Origin of the sequence: Vibrio sp., from assembly GCF_048266485.1 — a bacterium.
Classification (GTDB): Bacteria; Pseudomonadota; Gammaproteobacteria; order Enterobacterales; family Vibrionaceae; genus Vibrio.
Map to the genome: position 1 here is coordinate 50,309 of NZ_JBLWZK010000010.1, position 19,818 is coordinate 70,126.

The following is a 19,818-nucleotide window of genomic DNA, read 5'->3' on the forward strand; positions in this document are numbered from 1 at the left end:
CTATTTACTTCCCTTTTTCGCTGCGTAACTTTTTGAAATAAGCCACTGATTAATTACTGTGATGAAAGCTAAAATACCCATCAAAATAACGGAAATGGCGGCGGCTAAGTTCGGCTCAAGGAAGAGATCGCCAGACACCAAACTCGCAATACGAATCGTGATCAAGTTGTAGTTACCGGAAGTTAATGCATAGACGCTGGCATAAGCTCCCATCGCATTAGCCACTAGAATAATAAAAGTACCGAGCAATGCCGGAGATAACACAGGAAGCGCCACGCGACACCAGTATTGAAAGGTATTAGCGCCAAGCAAAGAAGCGGCCGATTGCCAATCATCGCTTAACGCATCGAACGCTGGATAAAGCAGCAACACCGCGAGTGGGATTTGAAAGTAGATATAAATCGCCAATAGACCCCATTGTCCATAAAGATCAAAATCTCCCAGAAGGTCATATTGTTTGAGCAACAAAGTCACCGCGCCATTAGTGCCTAATATAATAATGAACGCAAATGACAACGGAACACCGGAAAAATTACTGCTCATATTGGTAAAAGCAACCACTGCATCGCGCAATCTGCCACTGACTTTTCGCAGTGACGACACCAATAAAGTGGCAATCGCCAGCCCAATAAAGCTGGACCAAATCGACAGCCATAAGCTATTGCCGAACGCTTGCATCATAAATGCAGAATCCAGCACTTCTAAGTAATTATCCAAACCAAACACTTCATCATAAATAAAGCTATTGACCAACACCCACAACATAGGCGCGAGTTGAAATAGGTAAAACACCACAGCGAAAGGCACAAGCCAAATGACAGGTTTGCTCTTCTTCAACCAAAGACAAACAGGCTGCTTTGTCGCCTTTTGTTGTGTCGAAGTAGCGGAACATGAGATAGGAGAATTCATACGGCTAATAATCCTTGAGTCACATCTTTTTGGTGTTGAATGCCCAATAATTGACATACGTTGCCACAAATATCTGTTTGTTTAATCTTGCAGTCTTGATGAGAAAACCCATCGCCAATCACCACAAATGGCACTTCTCTTTCTTCTAGCAAAATACCGCCATGGGATAGATCATTATTCATACCGTGATCACTGGTGATGATCAGTTGATAGCCCTCTTGTAACCAAGTATCGATATAGTGCGACAAAATAATATCGGCATGACGAGCAGCGTTTCGATATTGACGAGAATCTAAACCAAACTTATGACCGGTATCGTCAATATTCATCGGATGGATCAACAAAAAATCAGGCTGATGCGTTTGTCTTAAATGTTCGGCATCCAAAAACAAAGCTTCGTCTGGATAACTATCCCAGTGATAAAAACAACCATGCTGAATATTAAGAGCCTTATTGTGGGTAAATCGGTCACGCACTGCCTCATATGGCGCACGGTTATACAGCTCGCTCACCCAATGATAGGCAGCAGCCGCGGTGGTTTTTCCTTGCGAGGTTGCTAGGCTAAATATCGATTCATGATGTGAACGTCGTACAATTTGATTGCTGACAATGCCACTGTCGACCGGACGAACCCCAGTTAAAATACATTCATACAACGGGCGAGACATGGAAGGTAGCTCACTTTGTACGGTATAAAACGTCGCGCGCTGTTGCTCTAGTAGACCATTTAAGTAGCCCATACAATCACGGGCTACCTGGTTATTCAGTCCATCTAAAACAACAAGGATAACCTTATTGTTCATACTCATAGCCCTACTTCTGGTTAATCAAAACGCTTTCTTGCCATTGACGCGGCAGTTTACGTGCTGATTTTTCCCATGCGGCAAAGTCAGTCACTGGATGAACATTTTTATATTGCTCATTAGGCAGTAGCTTATCTTGTACCGATTTAGGTAAAGTAATGTTGGTGCGGATAGGACGCGCATACCCTTCCGCTAAGTTGATTTGCCCTTGATCACTAAAGATATATTCACGAGCAAGTTTGGCTGCGTTTGGGTTTTTCGCGTATTTGTTGATTAAAGTAGTGTAACCAGAAATGATAGAGCCATCTTGTGGAATATTGACGGTGAAGCGCTCACGGTCGATTTTGTCACGATAGTTTAATGCATTGAAATCCCATAAAATCGCTACTTCGACTTCCCCTTTCTCAAGGTTTGCAATGCTTGGGTCGGTATAAGAAAGTCGACCTTGTTTCGCCAGTTCACCAAAGAACTTCAATGCCGGTTTTAAGTTCGCTTCATCACCACCATTCGCAAATGCTGCCGCCAATACCGCATTGTTAGCTTGCGCCGCTACCCCCACATCGCCTACCGTCACTTTATAGTTACCCTTTAGTAGGTCAGCCCATGTTTTTGGTGCATTTTTCACAAGGTTATTATTCGAGATAAAAGAAATCGTACCGGTATAAGCAAGTGCCCAATGACCGTCTTTATCCTTTGCCCAATCTGGGATCTCATCCCAAGTAGTCGGTTTATACGGTTGAGTTACTCCTTTTTTCACCGCAACGCGCGCAAAAGCAAATCCGACATCACCAATATCCGCCGTGGCATTTTTCTTTTCCGCTTCAAACTTAGCAATTTCTTGCGCTGAGCTCATATCGGTATCTTGGTGTTTTAGACCGTACTTTTCGTTCAAATCTTGCCAAGTGTCTTTCCAGTTTGCCCAAGTATCGGGCATTCCAACGCTATATACCGCACCTTCTTTTTTTGCTGCAGTCACTAATGAATCGATATCGCTTTCCTTTGCAAATACTGATGAAGAGACACCTACCGCTATCAATGCAGTCACAACATGCTTTATCGGAAATTGAATTGAACGACTTGTTAAGGTTTTCATGTTTTTCCATCCTTCTGGACTAGGTCAGTGAGTTCACTAGCTATCCTAGGGACGAAAAATGACGGTTCCATGCCACTTTTTTGACAGTTTTAATGACTTTATATGACGGAATCATTTCAAGATACCTCACCGAAACTTGTCATATTTCTGTTACCTTTGATGATTAAATTTAATGGGAATTACTCATGGACTAGGTCAAGAATACAAGTGAACAATGCTCCCCTATTTACAACTCAGCTCAGCAAAATTAAATCGGAACTAAAAAATAAAATTCACTCTGGACAGTTACAACAAGGACAAAAAATCCCATCAGAAAGGGAGCTGAGTACCTTGTTTGACACTACGCGCATTACAATCAAAGATGCGCTGATTGCACTAGAAACTGAAGGGGTTATTTACCGAGAAAAGCGTCGTGGTTGGTACGTTTCACCAGAACGATTAACCTATAACCCTCTCTCCCGTTGTCACTTTCATCAAATGGTCAATGAACAAAATCGAACCGCGAAAACTCACTTGATAAAGGTTCGTAAAGAGCTTGCCCATGCTGATTACGCACAAGCATTAGCCTTAAAGCAACCAGAGCCCATAATCATTATTGAGCGCTTGCGTTTAATTGATGGACGTGCCGTTTTGTTCGTTGAAAACATCTTAAAAGAAAAGTTATTTGAAGGGATTTTAGAAGAGTGCCTGACTTCATCGCTAACACTGTTATATCAAAACAAGTACGGCTACCAGACTTCTCATTCTCAATTTGAAGTGATCCCCACTGCAGCTCCTTACCATGTGGCAAATGCGTTGAACCTAGCGGAAGGCCAGCCTGTACTCAAAATTCAACGAACCAATTATAAGCAAGATGGCGAGTTGATCGATTGTGAGTTTGAATATTGGCGACCAGATGCAGTACGGATAAAGATTGGTTAGGAGTCACTTAATGTGGTAACCATGGTTATTACTTAATTTCTCTCCCATATCCATACCTGCTATACTCTGCGCCATTAAAATGCATTTCGTTATTTGCACTCACTTTTGGTGGTTTCACTTTTATTTTTAATACTCCAAGAAGTACCCCAAAAGGGCTTGAGGCGCAAAACTTAAAACACAAGGTAAATAAATTCAAATGGTTAACAACGCAATTCAGTGGTTTCCAGGTCATATGCATAAAGCTCGTAAAGAGATCGAAGAGGTCATTCCTAAAATTGATGTCATTATTGAAGTGCTGGATGCGCGCATTCCATTCTCGAGTGAAAACCCTCTGATTTCGCAACTGCGTGGTGATAAGCCTTGCGTTAAAGTACTGAATAAGCGCGATTTATCTGATCCGGAACTGACTCAAATGTGGATTGATCATTTTGAGAAAGAACAAGGCGTAAAAGCCATGGCAATTACCACAGAAAACCCACAAGAAGTATTTAAGATCATGGAGTTGTGTCGCAAGCTGGCACCAAACCGTGAAGCGATTGGTAAAGATATTCGCACTATGATTATGGGCATTCCAAATGTCGGTAAGTCGACAATCATCAATACCTTAGCCGGTAGAATGATCGCACAAACTGGTAACCAACCGGCGGTAACACGTCGTCAGCAACGCATTAACTTACAAAATGGTATGGTGCTTTCAGACACTCCGGGGATTTTGTGGCCTAAAGTAGAGAACCCGCATAGTGGTTTTCGTCTAGCGGCTACCGGCGCGGTTAAAGATACGGCAATGGAATACGATGAAGTGGCTTTTTATACGGTTGAGTATTTAGCTAAGCAATACCCTGAACTACTTAAAGAACGCTACAACATTGATGAATTGCCAGAAACTGAAATTGAATTAATGGAAGCAATTGGTCGTAAGCGTGGTGCTTTGCGTGCCGGTGGACGAATTGATCTACATAAAGCCTCTGAAATTCTGCTACATGAACTTCGTAATGGCACACTCGGCAAAATCACTCTTGAGCTGCCGGAAATGATCACGGAAGAATTAATTCAAGTTGAGATTGAAGCTGAGCGTAAAAAAGAAATGCAAATTAAGAAAAAAGAAGAACGTCGTAAACGCTACCTGCGTAACAAACGTTAATCTTGCTTTTGTAGTCTCTTAGAGCGGTTTGATTGATTGGCGGCAGGTTTTCCTACCGCCTTTTTTCTTTCTTTATATAAATGTCGAATCGCCAAGAGTGGATGCGGTAGTAACATTCTCGGGCCAGAGTAACGCATCACTAAACGCATTTGCTCTTTTTGCTCCGGTTTATAGCAGTGTATTGGGCACTTATTGCATGTTGGCTTGCTCTCGCCATACGGACAACGATCTAAGCGCATTCGAGCATAATCCACCAAATCGTTGCATTGCTGGCATAGCGAGCCGTCAGCATGATGGTGCGCGCGACAATAGATCTCCACCATTGCCGTCACAGTTTTCATTTCAGTGCGTAATGCACCTTGTAAAATATCATCTTGCATCGTTCCAACCTACACCGGTATTTCTTACTTTTCTTCAGCAATAGAAAGCAATACATCTTCTAGTTGTTGCCACGGCATTAATTGACTATCAATCACTTCAATGCGAGATTCAAAACCATCCAAACTGACTTGATTTACAGACACCACACTATTCGAAACATTAAAGGCGTAACAACCTTGGTCGGTATTCATTACTGCTTTGACTCGTTCAGCTGTGAGTGCAGATAGCATTGAAAAAAGTTGATCAAAATTAAACGTAAATTCAGCGCCAAATAACCAACCACAACTGTGATAACCTTGCCCTTTATTTTCTTTGCGAACAAATTTTTCACCAGGTTTTAAACCGAACTGAAGGTCCAGAGCATCATGGTGATGATGGTGTCCATTTACCGGTTCACCTTGGTAACTGACTATTCTTTCTATATCGAGTAGAGAAAGATCTAATTCTCCTTGGATAGCGGTAACCAAATGCAATTGTTCAGTGTTAGCACTATGCTTTTTCTTAAATGATTCAAACCAAATTGCTAATTGCGCTAAATCACTTTCCGCAACTAGATCAACTTTGTTGGCCATGATAATTTGAGCGGAGTCGAGCTGATCATTAAAATTTTGATTTTCGGTATATTTACCAAATGACAAATGCCTTGGATCAACTAATGCTATCGTAGCTTTTAAATCAACGTAAGGCATAAATTGTTCAGATAGTAACTTAGCAATCACTTCTTTGGGATGACCTAGACCAGTTGGCTCAATGAGCAAGCGATCCGGTTTTGTTCGTAGGAGTGCATTAATCCCTACTGACATAGGAACGCCCGCAGTACAACACATACATCCACCAGGGATTTCTTTAATCATCGCACCTTGATCTGTCATCAACGCACCATCAACACCAACTTCTCCAAATTCATTAACTAAAACCGCCCAATTTTCATCTTTTGGCTTATTTTTGAGTAAATGCAAAATGGTGGTGGTTTTCCCTGCGCCTAAAAAACCTGTAATGATGTTGGTTGGCACTCTTTGTATCATGTTATGCTCCACTGAACCGTGTGTTAATAGCCAACTCATTTTAATGATGCAGTAGATAACCACAACAGATAACTTCAGCTACAATAAATATTTAGTCACATAAACGCAAAAAGCGCACCCATTTGAGTGCGCTTCTCCCCTCGAGACTCAATCGTGAGTATGCGAATCATATAGTGTTATTACGCTATGATCATATTCGAGGATTTCAATTGATACTTAATTTTTACATCCATATTGTTGTGCCATTATCTAAATACATCGCCTTTGTAACTGGCTACGTCGATAGAAGATGATTTCCTCCGTGGTGAAATGTCACTCTCTTCTATCTAATTATAAGAATGGCACAAAAACACCAGATGACAAGTGACTAAATAACATCTTCTATAGAGCCTTAAGACACTCTCTCGTAAGCGAATAAAAATATTATTATTTTTCGATATGTACACTTTTAATGATCTGAGTAAAATAACTTTTAGTAACAATTTGATGTAATACTGTGATTGCATCTTATAATGATATGGCACTTTATTTTTCAATGTATCTATTCTTCATCTAAACAGATACTAGACCTTTTTTCAGCAATGGCGGAAAAATCAAACCTAATGGCTAACTCAAAATCATTTCGAAACTCTCTATCACAATACAAATCTAAAAAATTTGTTGGCGTTATTCTAACTAGAGATAAGACACCAATATCTATCTTATTACTTTCTGTGATTGTGGGACTGTTAGCAGGTTTAGTTGGCTCTTTCTTTGAAATTGGCGTTCATTGGATCTCTGAAACTCGTACCGATTGGCTAAAGCAAGAAATGAATTCTCTGCTGCCTTTATGGCTTTCAGCCATCTTGGTCAGTGCTGGATTAGCATTTATCGGTTATTACCTTGTCAGTCGATTTGCGCCTGAAGCTGCAGGTTCTGGGATCCCTGAAATTGAAGGCGCAATGGATGATATTCGTCCTGTACGTTGGTGGAGAGTGCTTCCGGTTAAATTCTTTGGCGGGCTTGGGGCCTTAGGCTCTGGTATGGTGTTGGGCCGAGAAGGTCCTACTGTTCAAATGGGTGGTAATATTGGTCGTATGGTTTCTGATATTTTTCGCTTAAAAGATCCAGATGGACGCCACTCTCTACTCGCTTGTGGTGCGGCAGGTGGTTTGGCAGCGGCATTTAATGCACCACTGGCTGGTATCATGTTTGTGGTTGAAGAAATGCGCCCACACTTCCGCTACAACCTGCTCTCAATTAAAGCGGTTATTATTTCTTCGGTGATATCGACTATCGTTTTCCGTTCGATTAGAGGGCAAGCGGCAGTTATCATTATGCCGCAGTATATTGCACCCGATCTCAATACGTTGTGGCTATTTCTCGTCTTAGGGTTAATCTTCGGTATTTTTGGGGTCACCTTCAACCGATTGGTGACGTGGTCACAAGATATGTTTGTACTGATTCACCGTAATGATAGAAAACGTTACTTAATCACTGGCACAATCATCGGCGGAACATTTGGGCTACTATTACTTTACCTTCCTGAATTAACTGGTGGTGGTATTCAACTTATTCCTGGAGCAACCACTGGCGATTACAGCATCAACTTACTACTCATTTTATTTTTTGCCCGTGTTGCAACTACCTTAATCTGTTTTGGCTCTGGAGCGCCAGGGGGAATTTTCGCTCCCATGCTTGCTCTTGGTACTTTATTTGGTACTTTCTTTGGGCAATTTGCGCTTTATTTCGATCCAAGCTTAAACATCGACCCAGGTATGTTTGCTATCGCCGGAATGGGAGCACTTTTTGCGGCAACCGTACGAGCCCCTATTACAGGTATTTTATTGGTAATAGAAATGACTAATAACTACCATCTAATTTTACCTTTAATCATCACAACACTCGGTGCAACCATAATGGCTCAGCTACTTGGTGGACAACCGATCTATACACAATTACTTCATAGAACCTTGAAAAAGGCTAAGCTTCAACAAGGTGATCTTCCGAAACATACTGAAGAAAAGATCGAATCAACTACCAACGCATAAACAAAACGTTATCATAATTCTGCACCATTTTACTCCTCTCACCACAAAGCAATCGCACCAACATTGATCGTAAAGATCAATATTGGTGCGTTTAATTTTGTTATTGTTATTACTTTTTAACCAATAAAACCAAGCTTCCCTTAACTAACTTTACTTTTAATAATGGCATAATTTTTGCTTAATGAAACAGCAATTGCATCAAAATAGTGCTGATTTTTTCACCGTTGTGCATCGCTAACACTATAAGTTAAATACGTTCATTTTTAGGAGATACGTAAACATGGATGAATCCACCACTCAAGTATATGGCACAGTACAAGCACTGACCCAAAGCTCTGATACTTTATTCTTATTACTCGGTGCTATCATGGTCTTTCTTATGCATTCAGGATTTGCCTTTCTTGAAGTGGGTACTGTAAGGCATAAGAACCAAGTTAACGCGTTAGTCAAAATACTTTCCGATTTCGGTGTATCCACCATTGCTTATTTCTTTTTTGGTTACTGGGTTGCTTACGGCCACTCTTTTTTCGTTGATGCTCCGACCCTTTCAGCAGGTAATGGCTACGAACTGGTTAAATTCTTTTTCTTATTGACCTTTGCAGCAGCAATTCCGGCAATTGTCTCTGGCGGTATCGCCGAACGAGCTCGCTTCTACCCTGTGTTGACCGGTACATTCTTTATCGTTGGCTTAGTGTATCCATTATTTGAAGGCATGGTCTGGAATGGTAATTTTGGTCTACAAGCATGGTTTGAAACCACCTTTGGTACTGGGTTTCACGATTTTGCAGGCTCAGTGGTTGTACACAGTGTCGGAGGCTGGATTGCACTAATCGCCGTGATCTTCCTTGGCATGCGAAACGGACGGATCCGCGCCGGTAAACATACTAACTTTGCGCCATCTAATATCCCATTTCTTGCACTAGGCGCATGGATACTATGTGTTGGCTGGTTCGGCTTTAATGTTATGTCGGCACAAACTATTAATGGTATTAGTGGGTTAGTAGCAATTAACTCTTTAATGGCGATGGCGGGCGGAATATTAGCGGCAATGGTGATGGGTAAAAATGATCCAGGCTTTATTCATAATGGTCCACTGGCGGGCTTAGTCGCGGTTTGTGCTGGTTCAGATTTAATGCATCCCATCGGCGCATTAGCAACGGGTGTTGTGGCTGCTACAATTTTTGTATGGCTATTTACCTTTATGCAAAACAAAACCAAAATCGATGACGTATTAGGTGTTTGGCCGCTGCATGGCGTGTGTGGAGCATGGGGCGGTATTGCTGCCGGTATCTTTGGACAAACGGCACTCGGTGGAATGGGCGGTGTGAGTTTAACCGTTCAAGTTCTCGGTACATTACTAGGTATTACTATTGCCGTATTAGGTTCAGTTCTAGTCTATGGTTCGATTCACAAAGTATCAGGCTTACGCTTGAGCCAAGAAGAAGAATATAACGGTGCTGATTTATCTATTCACAAAATCAGCTCAACCAATGAAGATTAATATTGATTAACTTCACTAGGACTATTTTAGCAATTGCATATACCCAAGTAACTTCAAGGTGCGAGTTTCAGCAAGAATAAAATAAGCTTTAGGCAAGACAAATTAAAGATGATCATAGTCATTCTATCTCTGTTCAATTTAACGCCACATAAAGCTTGTTTTAACTTGCCCTTCGGGAGCTTCATCCAAACCTCTTATTTTTATAAGAGATAGGCCGCTTCAGCTTGGTTTGAAAAGTACTTATATAGAATATTAATTGTTATTAACTTGATGCATTTTAGGCAGCCAACATGCCCCTCTCACGCCGCTTGAATCACCGTACTTCGCTTTTAAAATTTTAGTGTTACACACATCCGAAAAAACATAAGATCCAATTGCATCGTTTATATCTTGGTAAATTTCTTCTACATTCGACAAACCGCCACCAAGCACAATCACATGTGGATCAAGTACATTTATGACCGATGCCAAACTACGGGCACACATATTAATAAACGATAAATAATGTTGCTCAGCATTCGTATTGCCAGCACGTTTTAAATCCATGATTTCTGCAGAGTTGTAGTCTGTGCCATGTTGTTGATTGTAGCGTTCAGAAAAACCTGAGCCTGAAATAAAGCGTTCAATGCAGTTAATTTTTCCGCAGTAACATTGCTGTGCGAGTCCATCATTATCTCGATGATATTGTGGCAAGGTATTATGTCCCCACTCTCCGGCAATCGCATTGGGCCCAGAAAGTAACTGACCATTGACAACAACACCACCACCACACCCCGTACCAATAATGACGCCAAAGACTGTGGGATGCCCAGAGCCTGCGCCATCTTGAGCTTCCGATAATGTAAAACAATCGGCATCATTTGCGATAAATACGGGTTGCTTAATTATATCAGCAATATCTTTATCCAAATGCTGACCATTCAATATTAAGCAATTACAGTTTTTTATGGTTTGGCTATCAGGGCTTATCGCACCAGGTAGGCCGATACCAATGGTCATAGGCTGTTGTAATGTTTGTTGGATAGTTTGAATAAAACCGGTGACTGTTGATAAGAATTCAGAGTAACTACAGGTTGGCGTCGCGATTCTCTGTTGATAAATAGTTTGGCCATCTTCCGATAGCACGACCGCTTCAATTTTTGTTCCACCAATATCCAGACCTAAACTAAGCATTTCATTTTCCTTATATACTCAAGTCACTTCTACTTTGTCTTTCTTAAATCTACACTCTATTCATTTATTAGAAACCATTAAATTCTTTATTTATGCGATAGAGCGCACTAAAAATTAAGTGATCCGGATCACAATAATTGTTTTTTATTTCCAACACAAAATGGCAACATTTAGAAAAGTAAGCACTGATAAAGTATGTTATTGGGATCAAAATGCATTCTTATCAAAACAATATGCACAAACAAAACATAACCACTTGAAAAATAATTATTTTTAAAAAAGCAATACAGACAAAATCTAATGCTTTTTAAGGGCGTGCCTATGTCTAACGTCATTCAACAAATTTTTTATAGACACCTAATATTGACAAAAGTTTCACATTAATCGATTGATAAACTATTCTTACAACAGTATTGTATAGGCAGATATTGATAACTTTATAGTTTTCAATAACTCGCTAACAAAATCATGGTCCACATTTCTTACTAAAGTTGTGGATCGATTGTATGGACAAAATAACTTTATAGTTGGTGCCAATATGAATATTAAACAAATGTCTCTTTACCCTTCTCTCGCGTCTATCGTTTCTCTTTCTCTTCTTATGTCGCCACAAGTCAATGCCGCGGCAGAAAATGCCGGAGAGTTTTACCTTGGTGCTAAGACTGGTTGGTCTAACTTCGATTTTTGTCAGAATAATGGTGATTGTGATGATGATGCTTGGGCTGGTAGTGCCTACGGTGGTTACCAATTTAACGAATGGTTCTCACTAGAAGGTGGTTATAACTACCTTGGTAATTCAAAAGAGCATATTGCTGGTAGCGAGGTTAATAAAACTCAGATTCAGAATGGTGAATTAGGGGCTAAATTAGATTGGAACCTTACTAGTGCATGGAATCTATTTGGTAAAGTAGGTACTTCATATAACTATGTTGATCAAAAAACAGGTGCTTATAATGATAGTGATGAAAACTGGTCGCTAATGTTAGGTGCTGGTGTCGAATATCAACTAAGCCATAACTGGCGTGTACGTACTGAATATCAATGGTTTGATAACGTAGGTGAACGTAGCACAACGGGTAGAACTGATGTTAACTACGTATCTCTTGGTCTAAGTTACTATTTTGGTAGTTCAGATAGTGCCGCACCAATTGCTGCAGCGGCAACAACTGCGGCAGTAGTCGCGACTCAAGAGCCAGAGCCAATCGTAGAACCAGCTCCGGAAAAAGATCCACTTCCAACAGTTACACTTTCAAAAGGTGCATTTGCACATGACTCAACAGAGTTAACACCCGAGGCAAAAACCTCTCTTGATCAAGTAGCTACTTATCTAAAAGATAGCCCTGAAACTCGTGTAGATGTAATTGGTTATACCGACTCAACAGGTAGTGCTAAATACAACCAAAAACTATCAGAGAAACGTGCGCAATCGGCTTCTAACTATCTAGAGTCTCAAGATATTGATAAATCACGTATTACTACTATCGGTAAAGGTGAAGAAAACCCAATCGCAGATAATAGTACTAAAGAAGGTCGTGAAAATAACCGCCGTGTTGAAGTTTTTTACAAGTAACCTGTGATATAAATAATCTCATAAAAGAAGCCACATGATTGTGGCTTCTTTCTTTTTTTCTCGAGAGTAAAATACATTTATTATTCTTTGCTGCAATATCAAGTCAAGGGACTTAAGCTAGTCCGCCTTTGGTTAAATGACTTGGATTAAGATACTTCTCAAGCTCTTCACGCGACAACTCGGTTTCTTGTTCGGCTACATCAATGATTGCACGCTTTTCTTTATACGCTTTTTTAGCGATTTGCGCAGCTTTTTCATAGCCAATAATAGGGTTTAATGCAGTGACTAAAATAGGGTTCTTAGCGAGAGCCAAATCCAAATTATCTTCTCTGACTACACAATCTTTTATCACTTTATCGGCAAGGCTACGTGAACTATTCACAAGTAGTTCAATACTTTGTAATAGATTAAAAGCAATCACTGGCAACATCACGTTTAACTGAAAATTACCACTTTGCCCCGCAACCGAAATGGTTGTGTCATTCCCCATCACTTGGGCTGCTGCCATGGCTACGGCTTCGGGGATAACAGGGTTTACTTTTCCCGGCATAATCGATGAACCCGGTTGTAAAGCTGGCAGTTCTATTTCACCGATTCCCGCCAGTGGCCCTGAATTCATCCAACGTAGATCATTAGATATTTTCATTAAGGCTACGGCATAAGCTTTTAATTCACCAGATACAGCTACGCTTGAGTCTTGACTACTTAAATTGTAGAAATAATTGTCACTTGGCTGAATGGACTTTCCCGTTATTGAACTCAGATGCTGCGTAAATAATTGAGCAAATTCTTGAGGTGCATTAATGCCGGTACCCACTGCAGTTCCGCCCTGCGCCAATTGCTTTAAATCTGGCAACAGCTGTTCCATGCGGCAGCGAGCTTTATCGATCTGGACTTTCCAGCCTGATAACTCCTGCCCCATGGTTATTGGCATCGCATCCATTAAGTGAGTACGACCGGTTTTGACAATATGAGACAATGCCGACGCTTTTTCCTCCACCACTTGGCTTAAATGCTCCATGGCAGGAATCAGTTCATCTTCAATCGCTATTAATGCACTAAGCTGAATCGCCGAAGGAATGACATCATTACTGCTTTGCCCCATATTGACATGATCGTTCGGACCAACACGCTGTGCTTGCCCCGTTTCTTCTTCAAGAATTTGATTTGATAAGGTCGCGATCACTTCATTAAGATTCATGTTGGTGCTGGTACCAGAACCAGTCTGAAAAACATCGATCGGAAATTGGTCTAGGTACTCACCATCAATAATAGCCTGACAACTAGCCTGAATCGCTTTAGACATAGAACTATCGAGTAAACCCAGTTCTTCATTCGCTTTAGCGGCGGCTTGTTTAATCATGGCAACAGATTGAATAAAACGAGGCGGCATCATCAAAGAACTGATTGAAAAATTATCGACGGCTCGTTGAGTTTGAGCTTGATATAAAGCATCTTTGGGGACTTTTACCTCTCCCATGCTGTCATGTTCGGTACGGTAAAAAGTATTGGAGGGAACAGAAGCCATAACATCATCCTTAAGTTGTGATGGAATGGCTTCAGTGTCGAACCTATTCAGTCGATATGCAAGTTATCATTGTGATAAGGAAAGGTAATTTAACGCTCACCAGTTATCGATTAACGTTGTTTTTCAAATTGCTGAACATCATCGGGGATCACAACCCAATCTTGCTTTTCGCTTGTCCATACATGCATCGTCGGCACAATCATTCGAGTATCATCTAAACTAGCCGCCGCCTTAAATTTAATCATATCTGGCGCAGCAGGGTTTAATTGATAAATACGATTGCCGCAGCCTGAACAGAAATGGCCGATGTTGTCATTACCGCTGTCTGCAGTACGACTGGTTTGCTTTAATTCACCTTGAATAGCAATATCCTTTGCATCGACAACACAAGTGATACTAAACGCACTAGTTGATAATTTTTGGCATTCTTTACAGTGACAGGCTATTACCACTTTAGGTGCCGCTTTCAAAGTGAAGTTCACACTGCCACACTGGCATCGCCCTTTTACTGGATAATTGACATCTGTCATAACTCGATTCCTTATTATTTATACCCAAGTGACTTCAAATTGCAGAATTCAGATCTATCCTCCAAACCTTTAGGCAAGGAGATTGGCGAAGCATTTTTGAGGCTTCACCGACTACGGCATGTTGAGTAGTCGCATCAAGAACAACGACATTATCATCAGAAAAATGATCAAAGAGCCAAGTTGCAGAAACGAGAGGATAATCAGAGTTCATGGTAGTAATCCTTGTTGATTCACGTTACATATAAAAATCAGGGTTTTGGATCAAGACTGTACCAATACAATTAAGGACAACTAGTAGCCAAAATACAAACTGAAAACGAAACTTACTGGTTTTATGGCGAAAGAGGCGCTGAGCTAACAACGCACCCGGCCATCCACCTAAAATAGCAAGTATGTGTAACATTTTTTCAGGGGTACGCCAATTGCCTTTGATTGACGCTCGTTTGTCTTTCCAATAAATAGCAAAAGTGACAAAACTCAAGATTAAGCAGTAAATTAATCCAGCTTGCAGGGAAATCATTAAATCGTACTCTTTTAAGGGTGGCGTAAAATTGATTTACGAATAATACTCCACCCCATTACTAACTACTATAGTTTGACTTTAGATCACTTCATTACCAGAAGGTTTGCTTTGCGAGAACAGCTTAATATTACTTAATGTTGTATCAGCAATATTGGCTAATGCTTCATTCGTTAGAAATGCCTGATGCCCGGTGAATAGAACATTATGACAAGCAGATAAACGACGGAAAATATCATCAGTAATAATATCGTTCGATTTATCTTGAAAGAACAATTCTTTTTCATTGTCATATACATCAAGTCCCAATGCGCCAATTTTTCCCACTTTTAGCGCTTCAATGGCATCTTGTGAATCCAGTAAACCACCTCGACTGGTGTTGATTATCATCACTTTATCTTTCATTTTACTAAATGATTCGGCATTTAAGAGCTGGCGATTTTCTGGTGTTAAAGGGCAATGCAGAGTGATCACATCTGATTGCTGATAAATATCGTCAAGCGATGTGTAAGTTGCACCAATTTCATTTGCAGCATCATTAGGGTATGGGTCATAGCATAAAACATTCATACCTAACCCTTTTAAAATACGCATAGTGGCTAAACCGATTTTACCCGTACCAATAACGCCTGCTGTTTTACCATAAAAGTTAAATCCCGTTAGACCTTCCAAAGAAAAATTAGCATCACGGGTACGCTGATATGCCTTATGAAAACGACGATTTAAGCACATCATCATGCCTACTGCATGCTCTGCAATGGCCTCTGGTGAATAAGCGGGTACTCTCACCACTTGTAATCCCAATTCTTTTGCTGCTTCCAAATCAATGCGGTCAAAACCCGCACAGCGCATTGCAATCAGTTTAGTGCCTTGATTTGCCAGCTTCTCTAACACTGGACGACTTAAATCATCATTCACAAACGCACAAACGACTTGAGAATCTTCAGCAATCGATGCCGTTTTTAGATCAAGTTGAAAGTTATAAAAATGGCACTCATAACCATAATTTTCATTCGCTTGAAGAAACGATCTTTCATCATAAGATTTTGTGCTGAACATTGAGATTTTCATCCGTACACCTCTAATTTAAAAGTTTATCAATCTGAGCTTAATACTACGCCTCTTAAGCCCTTGCGCACAAATAATTGAAAGCCAAACATACAAAATTCTAATAATAAAAAACCAGCACTAGGCTGGCTTTTATCTATTATTCATAAAGAGAAGCATGACACATCAATCGTGAGCCAGTCGTTCGACATGCCATGCATTCATTCTTTTCATCGACATCACGCTAAGTAAGACAATAGCGCTGCCACCCATTACACAAATCACTGCATAAGGAGCCGTTAACGAGGTTTGTTGAATCAAGCCCGCCAATAATGACGCGCCACTCATTTGAATAAAACCAAGCATAGCCGCCGCAGTTCCAGCACGTTCACCAAAGCCAGATAATGCCATGCTGGTTGCCGGACCAAGCAATAAAGCAAAACCAATACATAGCAATGCCATTGGTAACATGAATCCAGCGGCAGCCGCCAGTGGTGAAACAAGTCCCCATTGCTGAACAACAAATTGTAAAACTGCCGAAATAATAAATAGTGATAGCGCAAAGATAACCGTTGGGCGATTACCAAGCTTTTTAATCACCCAAGGTGCGCCAAAACAAGCACCAATATTAATCAGTGCATTGACACCAAACAAACCACTAAATGCCAATTCAGACATTCCTAAGTGACCAATCAGCCACACTGGCGAGTAAGACACGTAAGTTAAAATCGACCCCATACCTGTCATACAACAAATAGCATAAAAGAGAAAATGTCGATCCATTAGAACAGGTTTATAACGAGCCCAACGGTATAACGCACCATCACTTACCGTATGAGATGGACGAGTTTCAGGGAAGCGGAACGCCACCATGCATAAAATCAAAATGGCATAACAGGTCATAAATACAAACGTTGAACGCCAACCAAAATGTAGCGCTAATACCCCACCTAGGGTTGGTGCTAATGCTGGGATCACGCAAATAGCGCCATTAAGGTAGCTGTATATTTTGGCGCTTTCTTTTACGCTGTAGCAATCTCGAACCGCGCTGAATACGACAATTGACGTCGAGCAAGCCGCTAATCCTTGTAGCACTCGGGCAATTTGTAACAGCTCAAACTCTTGTGCTACGGCGGCTAGAACACTACTCAACCCGTATAAAATAACACCAAACAGCGCAACTGGTCGGCGACCAAAACGGTCAGCAAGCGGGCCAATCACAATCTGGCCTAACCCCATTGCGAACAAAAATAGAATTAAAGTGGATTGAACTTCACTATTGGAAACAGAAAATTCCGCCGCCATCGTCGGGAGAGACGGTAAATAAATATCGATAGCTAATGGGCTAAGTAACACCATCGCCATTAACATTGGTAATAAATTGCGTTGCATCGAATTCTCGTAAAAATTGGCACATCAGATAAGGCCGCTAGTGTAGCGCTTAGATGTTATGAATAGAAATGGTATAATAGCTAAAGACAATTTCCATAAAGGAATAACAGTGAATTTAGATAAGCTAGCCAGAATCGATCTTAACTTACTTGTGATTTTACAAGTTCTGATTGAAGAACAAAGTGTTACGCGTGCTGCAAGTCGTTTGAACTTAAGTCAGTCGGCATTAAGTAAAAGCTTAAACCGTCTACGCGATACACTAGAAGATCCTCTCTTTCAGCGTACTTCTCATGGCTTAAAACCCACCGCTCATGCCCTCGCATTAGCCAAAATTTTGCCGAGCGTACTCCAAGACTTATACCAAATCACTCAACCACCCACGTTTACCCCTGAGACGAGTCACCGTAAGTTTAGTTTTTCTATGGTAGAAAGCGCCTACGAAACCTTGATTCCCTCTTTTATTGGCTCATTACTTAACCAAGCACCTGATATTCAACTTGATTCTTATCTATGGACTGGCCAATCGTTTAACGACTTACAACACGGGCAAATCGATTTTGGAATCGCTGGGCGGGATTTGCATCCTCAATCAGAATTTAGCGTCGGCAAGCTACCCGAAGGCATTGAGCACCAAACCTTATTTAAGGATCAACAAGTTTGCTTGATACGAAATGATCATCCCGTATTAAAAACAATTAAAGAGACTGATTGGACATTAGAGCACTATTTAGCGTTATCACATGTGCAGGTTCGTTGCGAAGGTAAAGAATGGTGGGCGTTAGATTACTACCTCGCAGAGTTAGGTCATCATCGTAAAATTAATACTACTGTGCCGGATTTTTATGGCGCAGCGAGCGTATGTGCTCATACCGATTTGATCTTCACCCTACCCTCAAGTTTCGCTAGCCACGCGCTAAAGCTTTATCCGTTGACTCAATTACCGCTACCCTTTGAATTTATGCCAATGGCTTATGTATTGCTGTGGCATGAAAGAAACAATCAAGATAAAGGTCATCAATGGATACGTGAGACGATATGCCAATCTATTCAACAGGCCGGACTGCCGTACCAACCGACTTCATTATCATAAAACAACGGATTGCCCCGAATTCAACACCAAAACAAATGTAAAAAGGAGCTCAAGTGAAGTGAGCTCCTTATTAACTAAGTACTATTACTATACGTACGCAGTGTAGTGGTTTATGGCACACCGTGACCTTTCGACGCAATCCACACTCTAAACCATTGCTCACGGGTTAATTCAATGCTTAGCGCATCAATCGCAGTCTGAACTCGCTCAATTTTACCAGAACCAATGATTGGCATGGGCTTAGATGGCAAACGACGAACCCAAGCATAAATCACTTGATCAATACTTTGTGCGCCGACTTCTTCACGAATCGCTTCTAGTTCATCACGTACGCGAATATGTTGCTCTTTTAAACCATTAAAAATAGCGCCACCAGCAAGGCAAGACCAAGCCATTGGCTTAACACGTAATTGTTGAAGCAAATCTAGAGTACCATCATCAACCACATCAAAATTTAATGGGTTAATTTCAACTTGATTGGTCACTAGCGGCGCATCTAAGCGAGATTGCAACAACTCAAATTGACGAGGCGTAAAGTTAGACACACCAAAGTGCTTCACTTTACCGGCTTGTTTTAGCTCAGAAAATGTCTCCGCTACTTCATCTGCATCCATTAATGCATCTGGGCGGTGAATCAATAGCACATCAATATTTTCAACTTGTAAGCGCGCTAATGAATTATTAACTGATTCAACAATGTGATTCTTGCTGGTGTTGTAGTGATTCACTTTCCAATCGGGATTTTTATCGCCGCACAGTTTAATATCGCATTTAGTGACGATCTCAATTTGATCACGCATACTTTTATCTAGTGCTAATCCTTCACCAAATAATTGCTCACATCCGTAGTAACCATAAATATCCGCATGATCAACTGTCGTTACACCGAGTTCAACGTGTTGCTTTAAAAACGTTAAACGTTGTTGTGGTGTCATTCCCCAATCACCCAAGCGCCAATAACCCTGTACTAGTTCTGAAAATTCAGGCCCTTGAGGTGCGATTTGTTGTTTTTTCACTGCAACCATTTGGTTGACTCCCTGTTGTGTAACCTCTGATGAAGATATTTTGAATTCGATGAAGGCTTATGATTACTCTCGATTCTTATCAATCCTATGGTGTTTTTCATCTAGGTACAATGGATAATTTAAAAACTAATATCACGGT

General features: G+C 40.8%; 19 protein-coding genes. 6 read left to right on the forward strand and 13 right to left on the reverse strand.

Annotated elements, in window-relative coordinates:
* Genes ACN0T8_RS12000 through ACN0T8_RS12010 form a run of 3 tightly spaced genes read right to left on the reverse strand, consistent with a single transcriptional unit; the run spans nucleotide 1 to nucleotide 2,805 of the window.
* A complete protein-coding gene (locus tag ACN0T8_RS12000) occupies nucleotides 1-909 on the reverse strand; it encodes an ABC transporter permease (protein WP_417880858.1) in 909 nt (302 codons plus the stop codon).
* A complete protein-coding gene (locus ACN0T8_RS12005; protein WP_417880907.1) occupies nucleotides 906-1,712 on the reverse strand; it encodes an alkaline phosphatase family protein in 807 nt (268 codons plus the stop codon). Before ACN0T8_RS12005 ends, ACN0T8_RS12000 begins: the two co-directional genes overlap by 4 nt.
* 10 nt (nucleotides 1,713-1,722) lie before the next feature.
* A complete protein-coding gene (locus ACN0T8_RS12010) occupies nucleotides 1,723-2,805 on the reverse strand; it encodes an ABC transporter substrate-binding protein (protein WP_417880859.1) in 1,083 nt (360 codons plus the stop codon).
* 201 nt (nucleotides 2,806-3,006) lie between these two features.
* On the opposite strand from ACN0T8_RS12010, the gene ACN0T8_RS12015 reads away from it, so the two are divergent.
* Both ACN0T8_RS12015 and ylqF read left to right on the forward strand, forming a co-directional pair.
* A complete protein-coding gene (locus ACN0T8_RS12015; protein WP_417880908.1) occupies nucleotides 3,007-3,726 on the forward strand; it encodes a UTRA domain-containing protein in 720 nt (239 codons plus the stop codon).
* A 196-nt stretch (nucleotides 3,727-3,922) separates the two neighbouring features.
* Entirely contained in the window at nucleotides 3,923-4,867 is a 945-nt protein-coding gene (gene ylqF, locus ACN0T8_RS12020; protein ID WP_417880860.1) for a ribosome biogenesis GTPase YlqF, read from the forward strand.
* Here the strand turns inward: ylqF and ACN0T8_RS12025 are convergent.
* Together ACN0T8_RS12025 and ACN0T8_RS12030 are read right to left on the reverse strand one after the other, a co-directional pair.
* Complete coding sequence (locus tag ACN0T8_RS12025) at nucleotides 4,864-5,247, reverse strand: nitrous oxide-stimulated promoter family protein (protein WP_417880861.1); 384 nt, start codon at nucleotides 5,245-5,247, stop codon at nucleotides 4,864-4,866. The two genes, ylqF and ACN0T8_RS12025, sit on opposite strands and share 4 nt — an antisense overlap.
* A gap of 24 nt (nucleotides 5,248-5,271) precedes the next feature.
* Nucleotides 5,272-6,273 (reverse strand): CobW family GTP-binding protein, encoded by a 1,002-nt coding sequence (locus tag ACN0T8_RS12030; RefSeq protein WP_417880862.1) that lies wholly within the window; start codon nucleotides 6,271-6,273, stop codon nucleotides 5,272-5,274.
* Nucleotides 6,274-6,875: 602 nt separating this feature from the next.
* Here ACN0T8_RS12030 and clcA point away from each other — a divergent pair.
* Together clcA and ACN0T8_RS12040 are read left to right on the forward strand one after the other, a co-directional pair.
* Entirely contained in the window at nucleotides 6,876-8,303 is a 1,428-nt protein-coding gene (gene clcA, locus ACN0T8_RS12035; RefSeq protein WP_417880863.1) for a H(+)/Cl(-) exchange transporter ClcA, read from the forward strand.
* 280 nt (nucleotides 8,304-8,583) lie between these two features.
* Nucleotides 8,584-9,804, forward strand: a complete 1,221-nt coding sequence (locus tag ACN0T8_RS12040; RefSeq protein WP_417880864.1) for an ammonium transporter — start codon at nucleotides 8,584-8,586, stop codon at nucleotides 9,802-9,804.
* Between the two features lie 252 nt (nucleotides 9,805-10,056).
* On the opposite strand, the gene ACN0T8_RS12045 is transcribed toward ACN0T8_RS12040, so the two are convergent.
* Complete coding sequence (locus tag ACN0T8_RS12045; RefSeq protein ID WP_417880865.1) at nucleotides 10,057-10,977, reverse strand: ROK family protein; 921 nt, start codon at nucleotides 10,975-10,977, stop codon at nucleotides 10,057-10,059.
* Nucleotides 10,978-11,515: 538 nt separating this feature from the next.
* Between ACN0T8_RS12045 and ACN0T8_RS12050 the strand changes: the two genes are divergently transcribed.
* Nucleotides 11,516-12,547 (forward strand): OmpA family protein, encoded by a 1,032-nt coding sequence (locus ACN0T8_RS12050; RefSeq protein WP_417880866.1) that lies wholly within the window; start codon nucleotides 11,516-11,518, stop codon nucleotides 12,545-12,547.
* A gap of 112 nt (nucleotides 12,548-12,659) precedes the next feature.
* On the opposite strand, the gene ACN0T8_RS12055 is transcribed toward ACN0T8_RS12050, so the two are convergent.
* The 6 genes from ACN0T8_RS12055 to ACN0T8_RS12080 all read right to left on the reverse strand — a co-directional run bounded on the left by ACN0T8_RS12055 (nucleotide 12,660) and on the right by ACN0T8_RS12080 (nucleotide 17,564).
* Nucleotides 12,660-14,075 carry a class II fumarate hydratase gene (locus ACN0T8_RS12055; RefSeq protein ID WP_417880867.1) on the reverse strand — a complete coding sequence of 472 codons (1,416 nt, stop codon included), beginning with the start codon at nucleotides 14,073-14,075 and terminating at the stop codon, nucleotides 12,660-12,662.
* Between the two features lie 110 nt (nucleotides 14,076-14,185).
* A complete protein-coding gene (locus ACN0T8_RS12060) occupies nucleotides 14,186-14,605 on the reverse strand; it encodes a GFA family protein (RefSeq protein WP_417880868.1) in 420 nt (139 codons plus the stop codon).
* 34 nt (nucleotides 14,606-14,639) lie between these two features.
* Nucleotides 14,640-14,816: a hypothetical protein gene (locus ACN0T8_RS12065; RefSeq protein ID WP_417880869.1), complete on the reverse strand. Its 177-nt coding sequence runs from the start codon at nucleotides 14,814-14,816 to the stop codon at nucleotides 14,640-14,642.
* A gap of 24 nt (nucleotides 14,817-14,840) precedes the next feature.
* Nucleotides 14,841-15,125: a DUF1294 domain-containing protein gene (locus tag ACN0T8_RS12070; protein WP_417880870.1), complete on the reverse strand. Its 285-nt coding sequence runs from the start codon at nucleotides 15,123-15,125 to the stop codon at nucleotides 14,841-14,843.
* An 81-nt stretch (nucleotides 15,126-15,206) separates the two neighbouring features.
* Nucleotides 15,207-16,196, reverse strand: a complete 990-nt coding sequence (locus ACN0T8_RS12075; RefSeq protein WP_417880871.1) for a 2-hydroxyacid dehydrogenase — start codon at nucleotides 16,194-16,196, stop codon at nucleotides 15,207-15,209.
* A 162-nt stretch (nucleotides 16,197-16,358) separates the two neighbouring features.
* Nucleotides 16,359-17,564, reverse strand: coding sequence for a multidrug effflux MFS transporter (locus ACN0T8_RS12080; protein ID WP_417880872.1), 1,206 nt, complete (start codon nucleotides 17,562-17,564; stop codon nucleotides 16,359-16,361).
* Between the two features lie 109 nt (nucleotides 17,565-17,673).
* On the opposite strand from ACN0T8_RS12080, the gene ACN0T8_RS12085 reads away from it, so the two are divergent.
* On the forward strand, nucleotides 17,674-18,654 hold the full coding sequence (locus ACN0T8_RS12085; protein ID WP_417880873.1) for a LysR family transcriptional regulator: 981 nt from the start codon (nucleotides 17,674-17,676) through the stop codon (nucleotides 18,652-18,654).
* 110 nt (nucleotides 18,655-18,764) lie between these two features.
* Here the strand turns inward: ACN0T8_RS12085 and ACN0T8_RS12090 are convergent, their stop codons facing one another.
* Nucleotides 18,765-19,679: an aldo/keto reductase gene (locus ACN0T8_RS12090; RefSeq protein WP_417880874.1), complete on the reverse strand. Its 915-nt coding sequence runs from the start codon at nucleotides 19,677-19,679 to the stop codon at nucleotides 18,765-18,767.
* Between the last annotated feature and the right edge of the window lie 139 nt (nucleotides 19,680-19,818).

Bases quoted from the DNA above. Each gene is read 5' to 3' on its own strand.
- ACN0T8_RS12050 (WP_417880866.1), top strand. From the start codon at position 11,516: ATGAATATTAAACAAATGTCTCTTTACCCTTCTCTCGCGTCTATCGTT.
- clcA (WP_417880863.1), top strand. From the start codon at position 6,876: ATGGCTAACTCAAAATCATTTCGAAACTCTCTATCACAATACAAATCT.
- ACN0T8_RS12055 (WP_417880867.1), bottom strand. From the start codon at position 14,075: ATGGCTTCTGTTCCCTCCAATACTTTTTACCGTACCGAACATGACAGC.
- ACN0T8_RS12060 (WP_417880868.1), bottom strand. From the start codon at position 14,605: ATGACAGATGTCAATTATCCAGTAAAAGGGCGATGCCAGTGTGGCAGT.
- ACN0T8_RS12010 (WP_417880859.1), bottom strand. From the start codon at position 2,805: ATGAAAACCTTAACAAGTCGTTCAATTCAATTTCCGATAAAGCATGTT.
- ylqF (WP_417880860.1), top strand. From the start codon at position 3,923: ATGGTTAACAACGCAATTCAGTGGTTTCCAGGTCATATGCATAAAGCT.
- ACN0T8_RS12000 (WP_417880858.1), bottom strand. From the start codon at position 909: ATGAATTCTCCTATCTCATGTTCCGCTACTTCGACACAACAAAAGGCG.
- ACN0T8_RS12090 (WP_417880874.1), bottom strand. From the start codon at position 19,679: ATGGTTGCAGTGAAAAAACAACAAATCGCACCTCAAGGGCCTGAATTT.
- ACN0T8_RS12025 (WP_417880861.1), bottom strand. From the start codon at position 5,247: ATGCAAGATGATATTTTACAAGGTGCATTACGCACTGAAATGAAAACT.
- ACN0T8_RS12005 (WP_417880907.1), bottom strand. From the start codon at position 1,712: ATGAACAATAAGGTTATCCTTGTTGTTTTAGATGGACTGAATAACCAG.
- ACN0T8_RS12080 (WP_417880872.1), bottom strand. From the start codon at position 17,564: ATGCAACGCAATTTATTACCAATGTTAATGGCGATGGTGTTACTTAGC.
- ACN0T8_RS12075 (WP_417880871.1), bottom strand. From the start codon at position 16,196: ATGAAAATCTCAATGTTCAGCACAAAATCTTATGATGAAAGATCGTTT.
- ACN0T8_RS12070 (WP_417880870.1), bottom strand. From the start codon at position 15,125: ATGATTTCCCTGCAAGCTGGATTAATTTACTGCTTAATCTTGAGTTTT.
- ACN0T8_RS12065 (WP_417880869.1), bottom strand. From the start codon at position 14,816: ATGAACTCTGATTATCCTCTCGTTTCTGCAACTTGGCTCTTTGATCAT.
- ACN0T8_RS12040 (WP_417880864.1), top strand. From the start codon at position 8,584: ATGGATGAATCCACCACTCAAGTATATGGCACAGTACAAGCACTGACC.
- ACN0T8_RS12030 (WP_417880862.1), bottom strand. From the start codon at position 6,273: ATGATACAAAGAGTGCCAACCAACATCATTACAGGTTTTTTAGGCGCA.
- ACN0T8_RS12045 (WP_417880865.1), bottom strand. From the start codon at position 10,977: ATGCTTAGTTTAGGTCTGGATATTGGTGGAACAAAAATTGAAGCGGTC.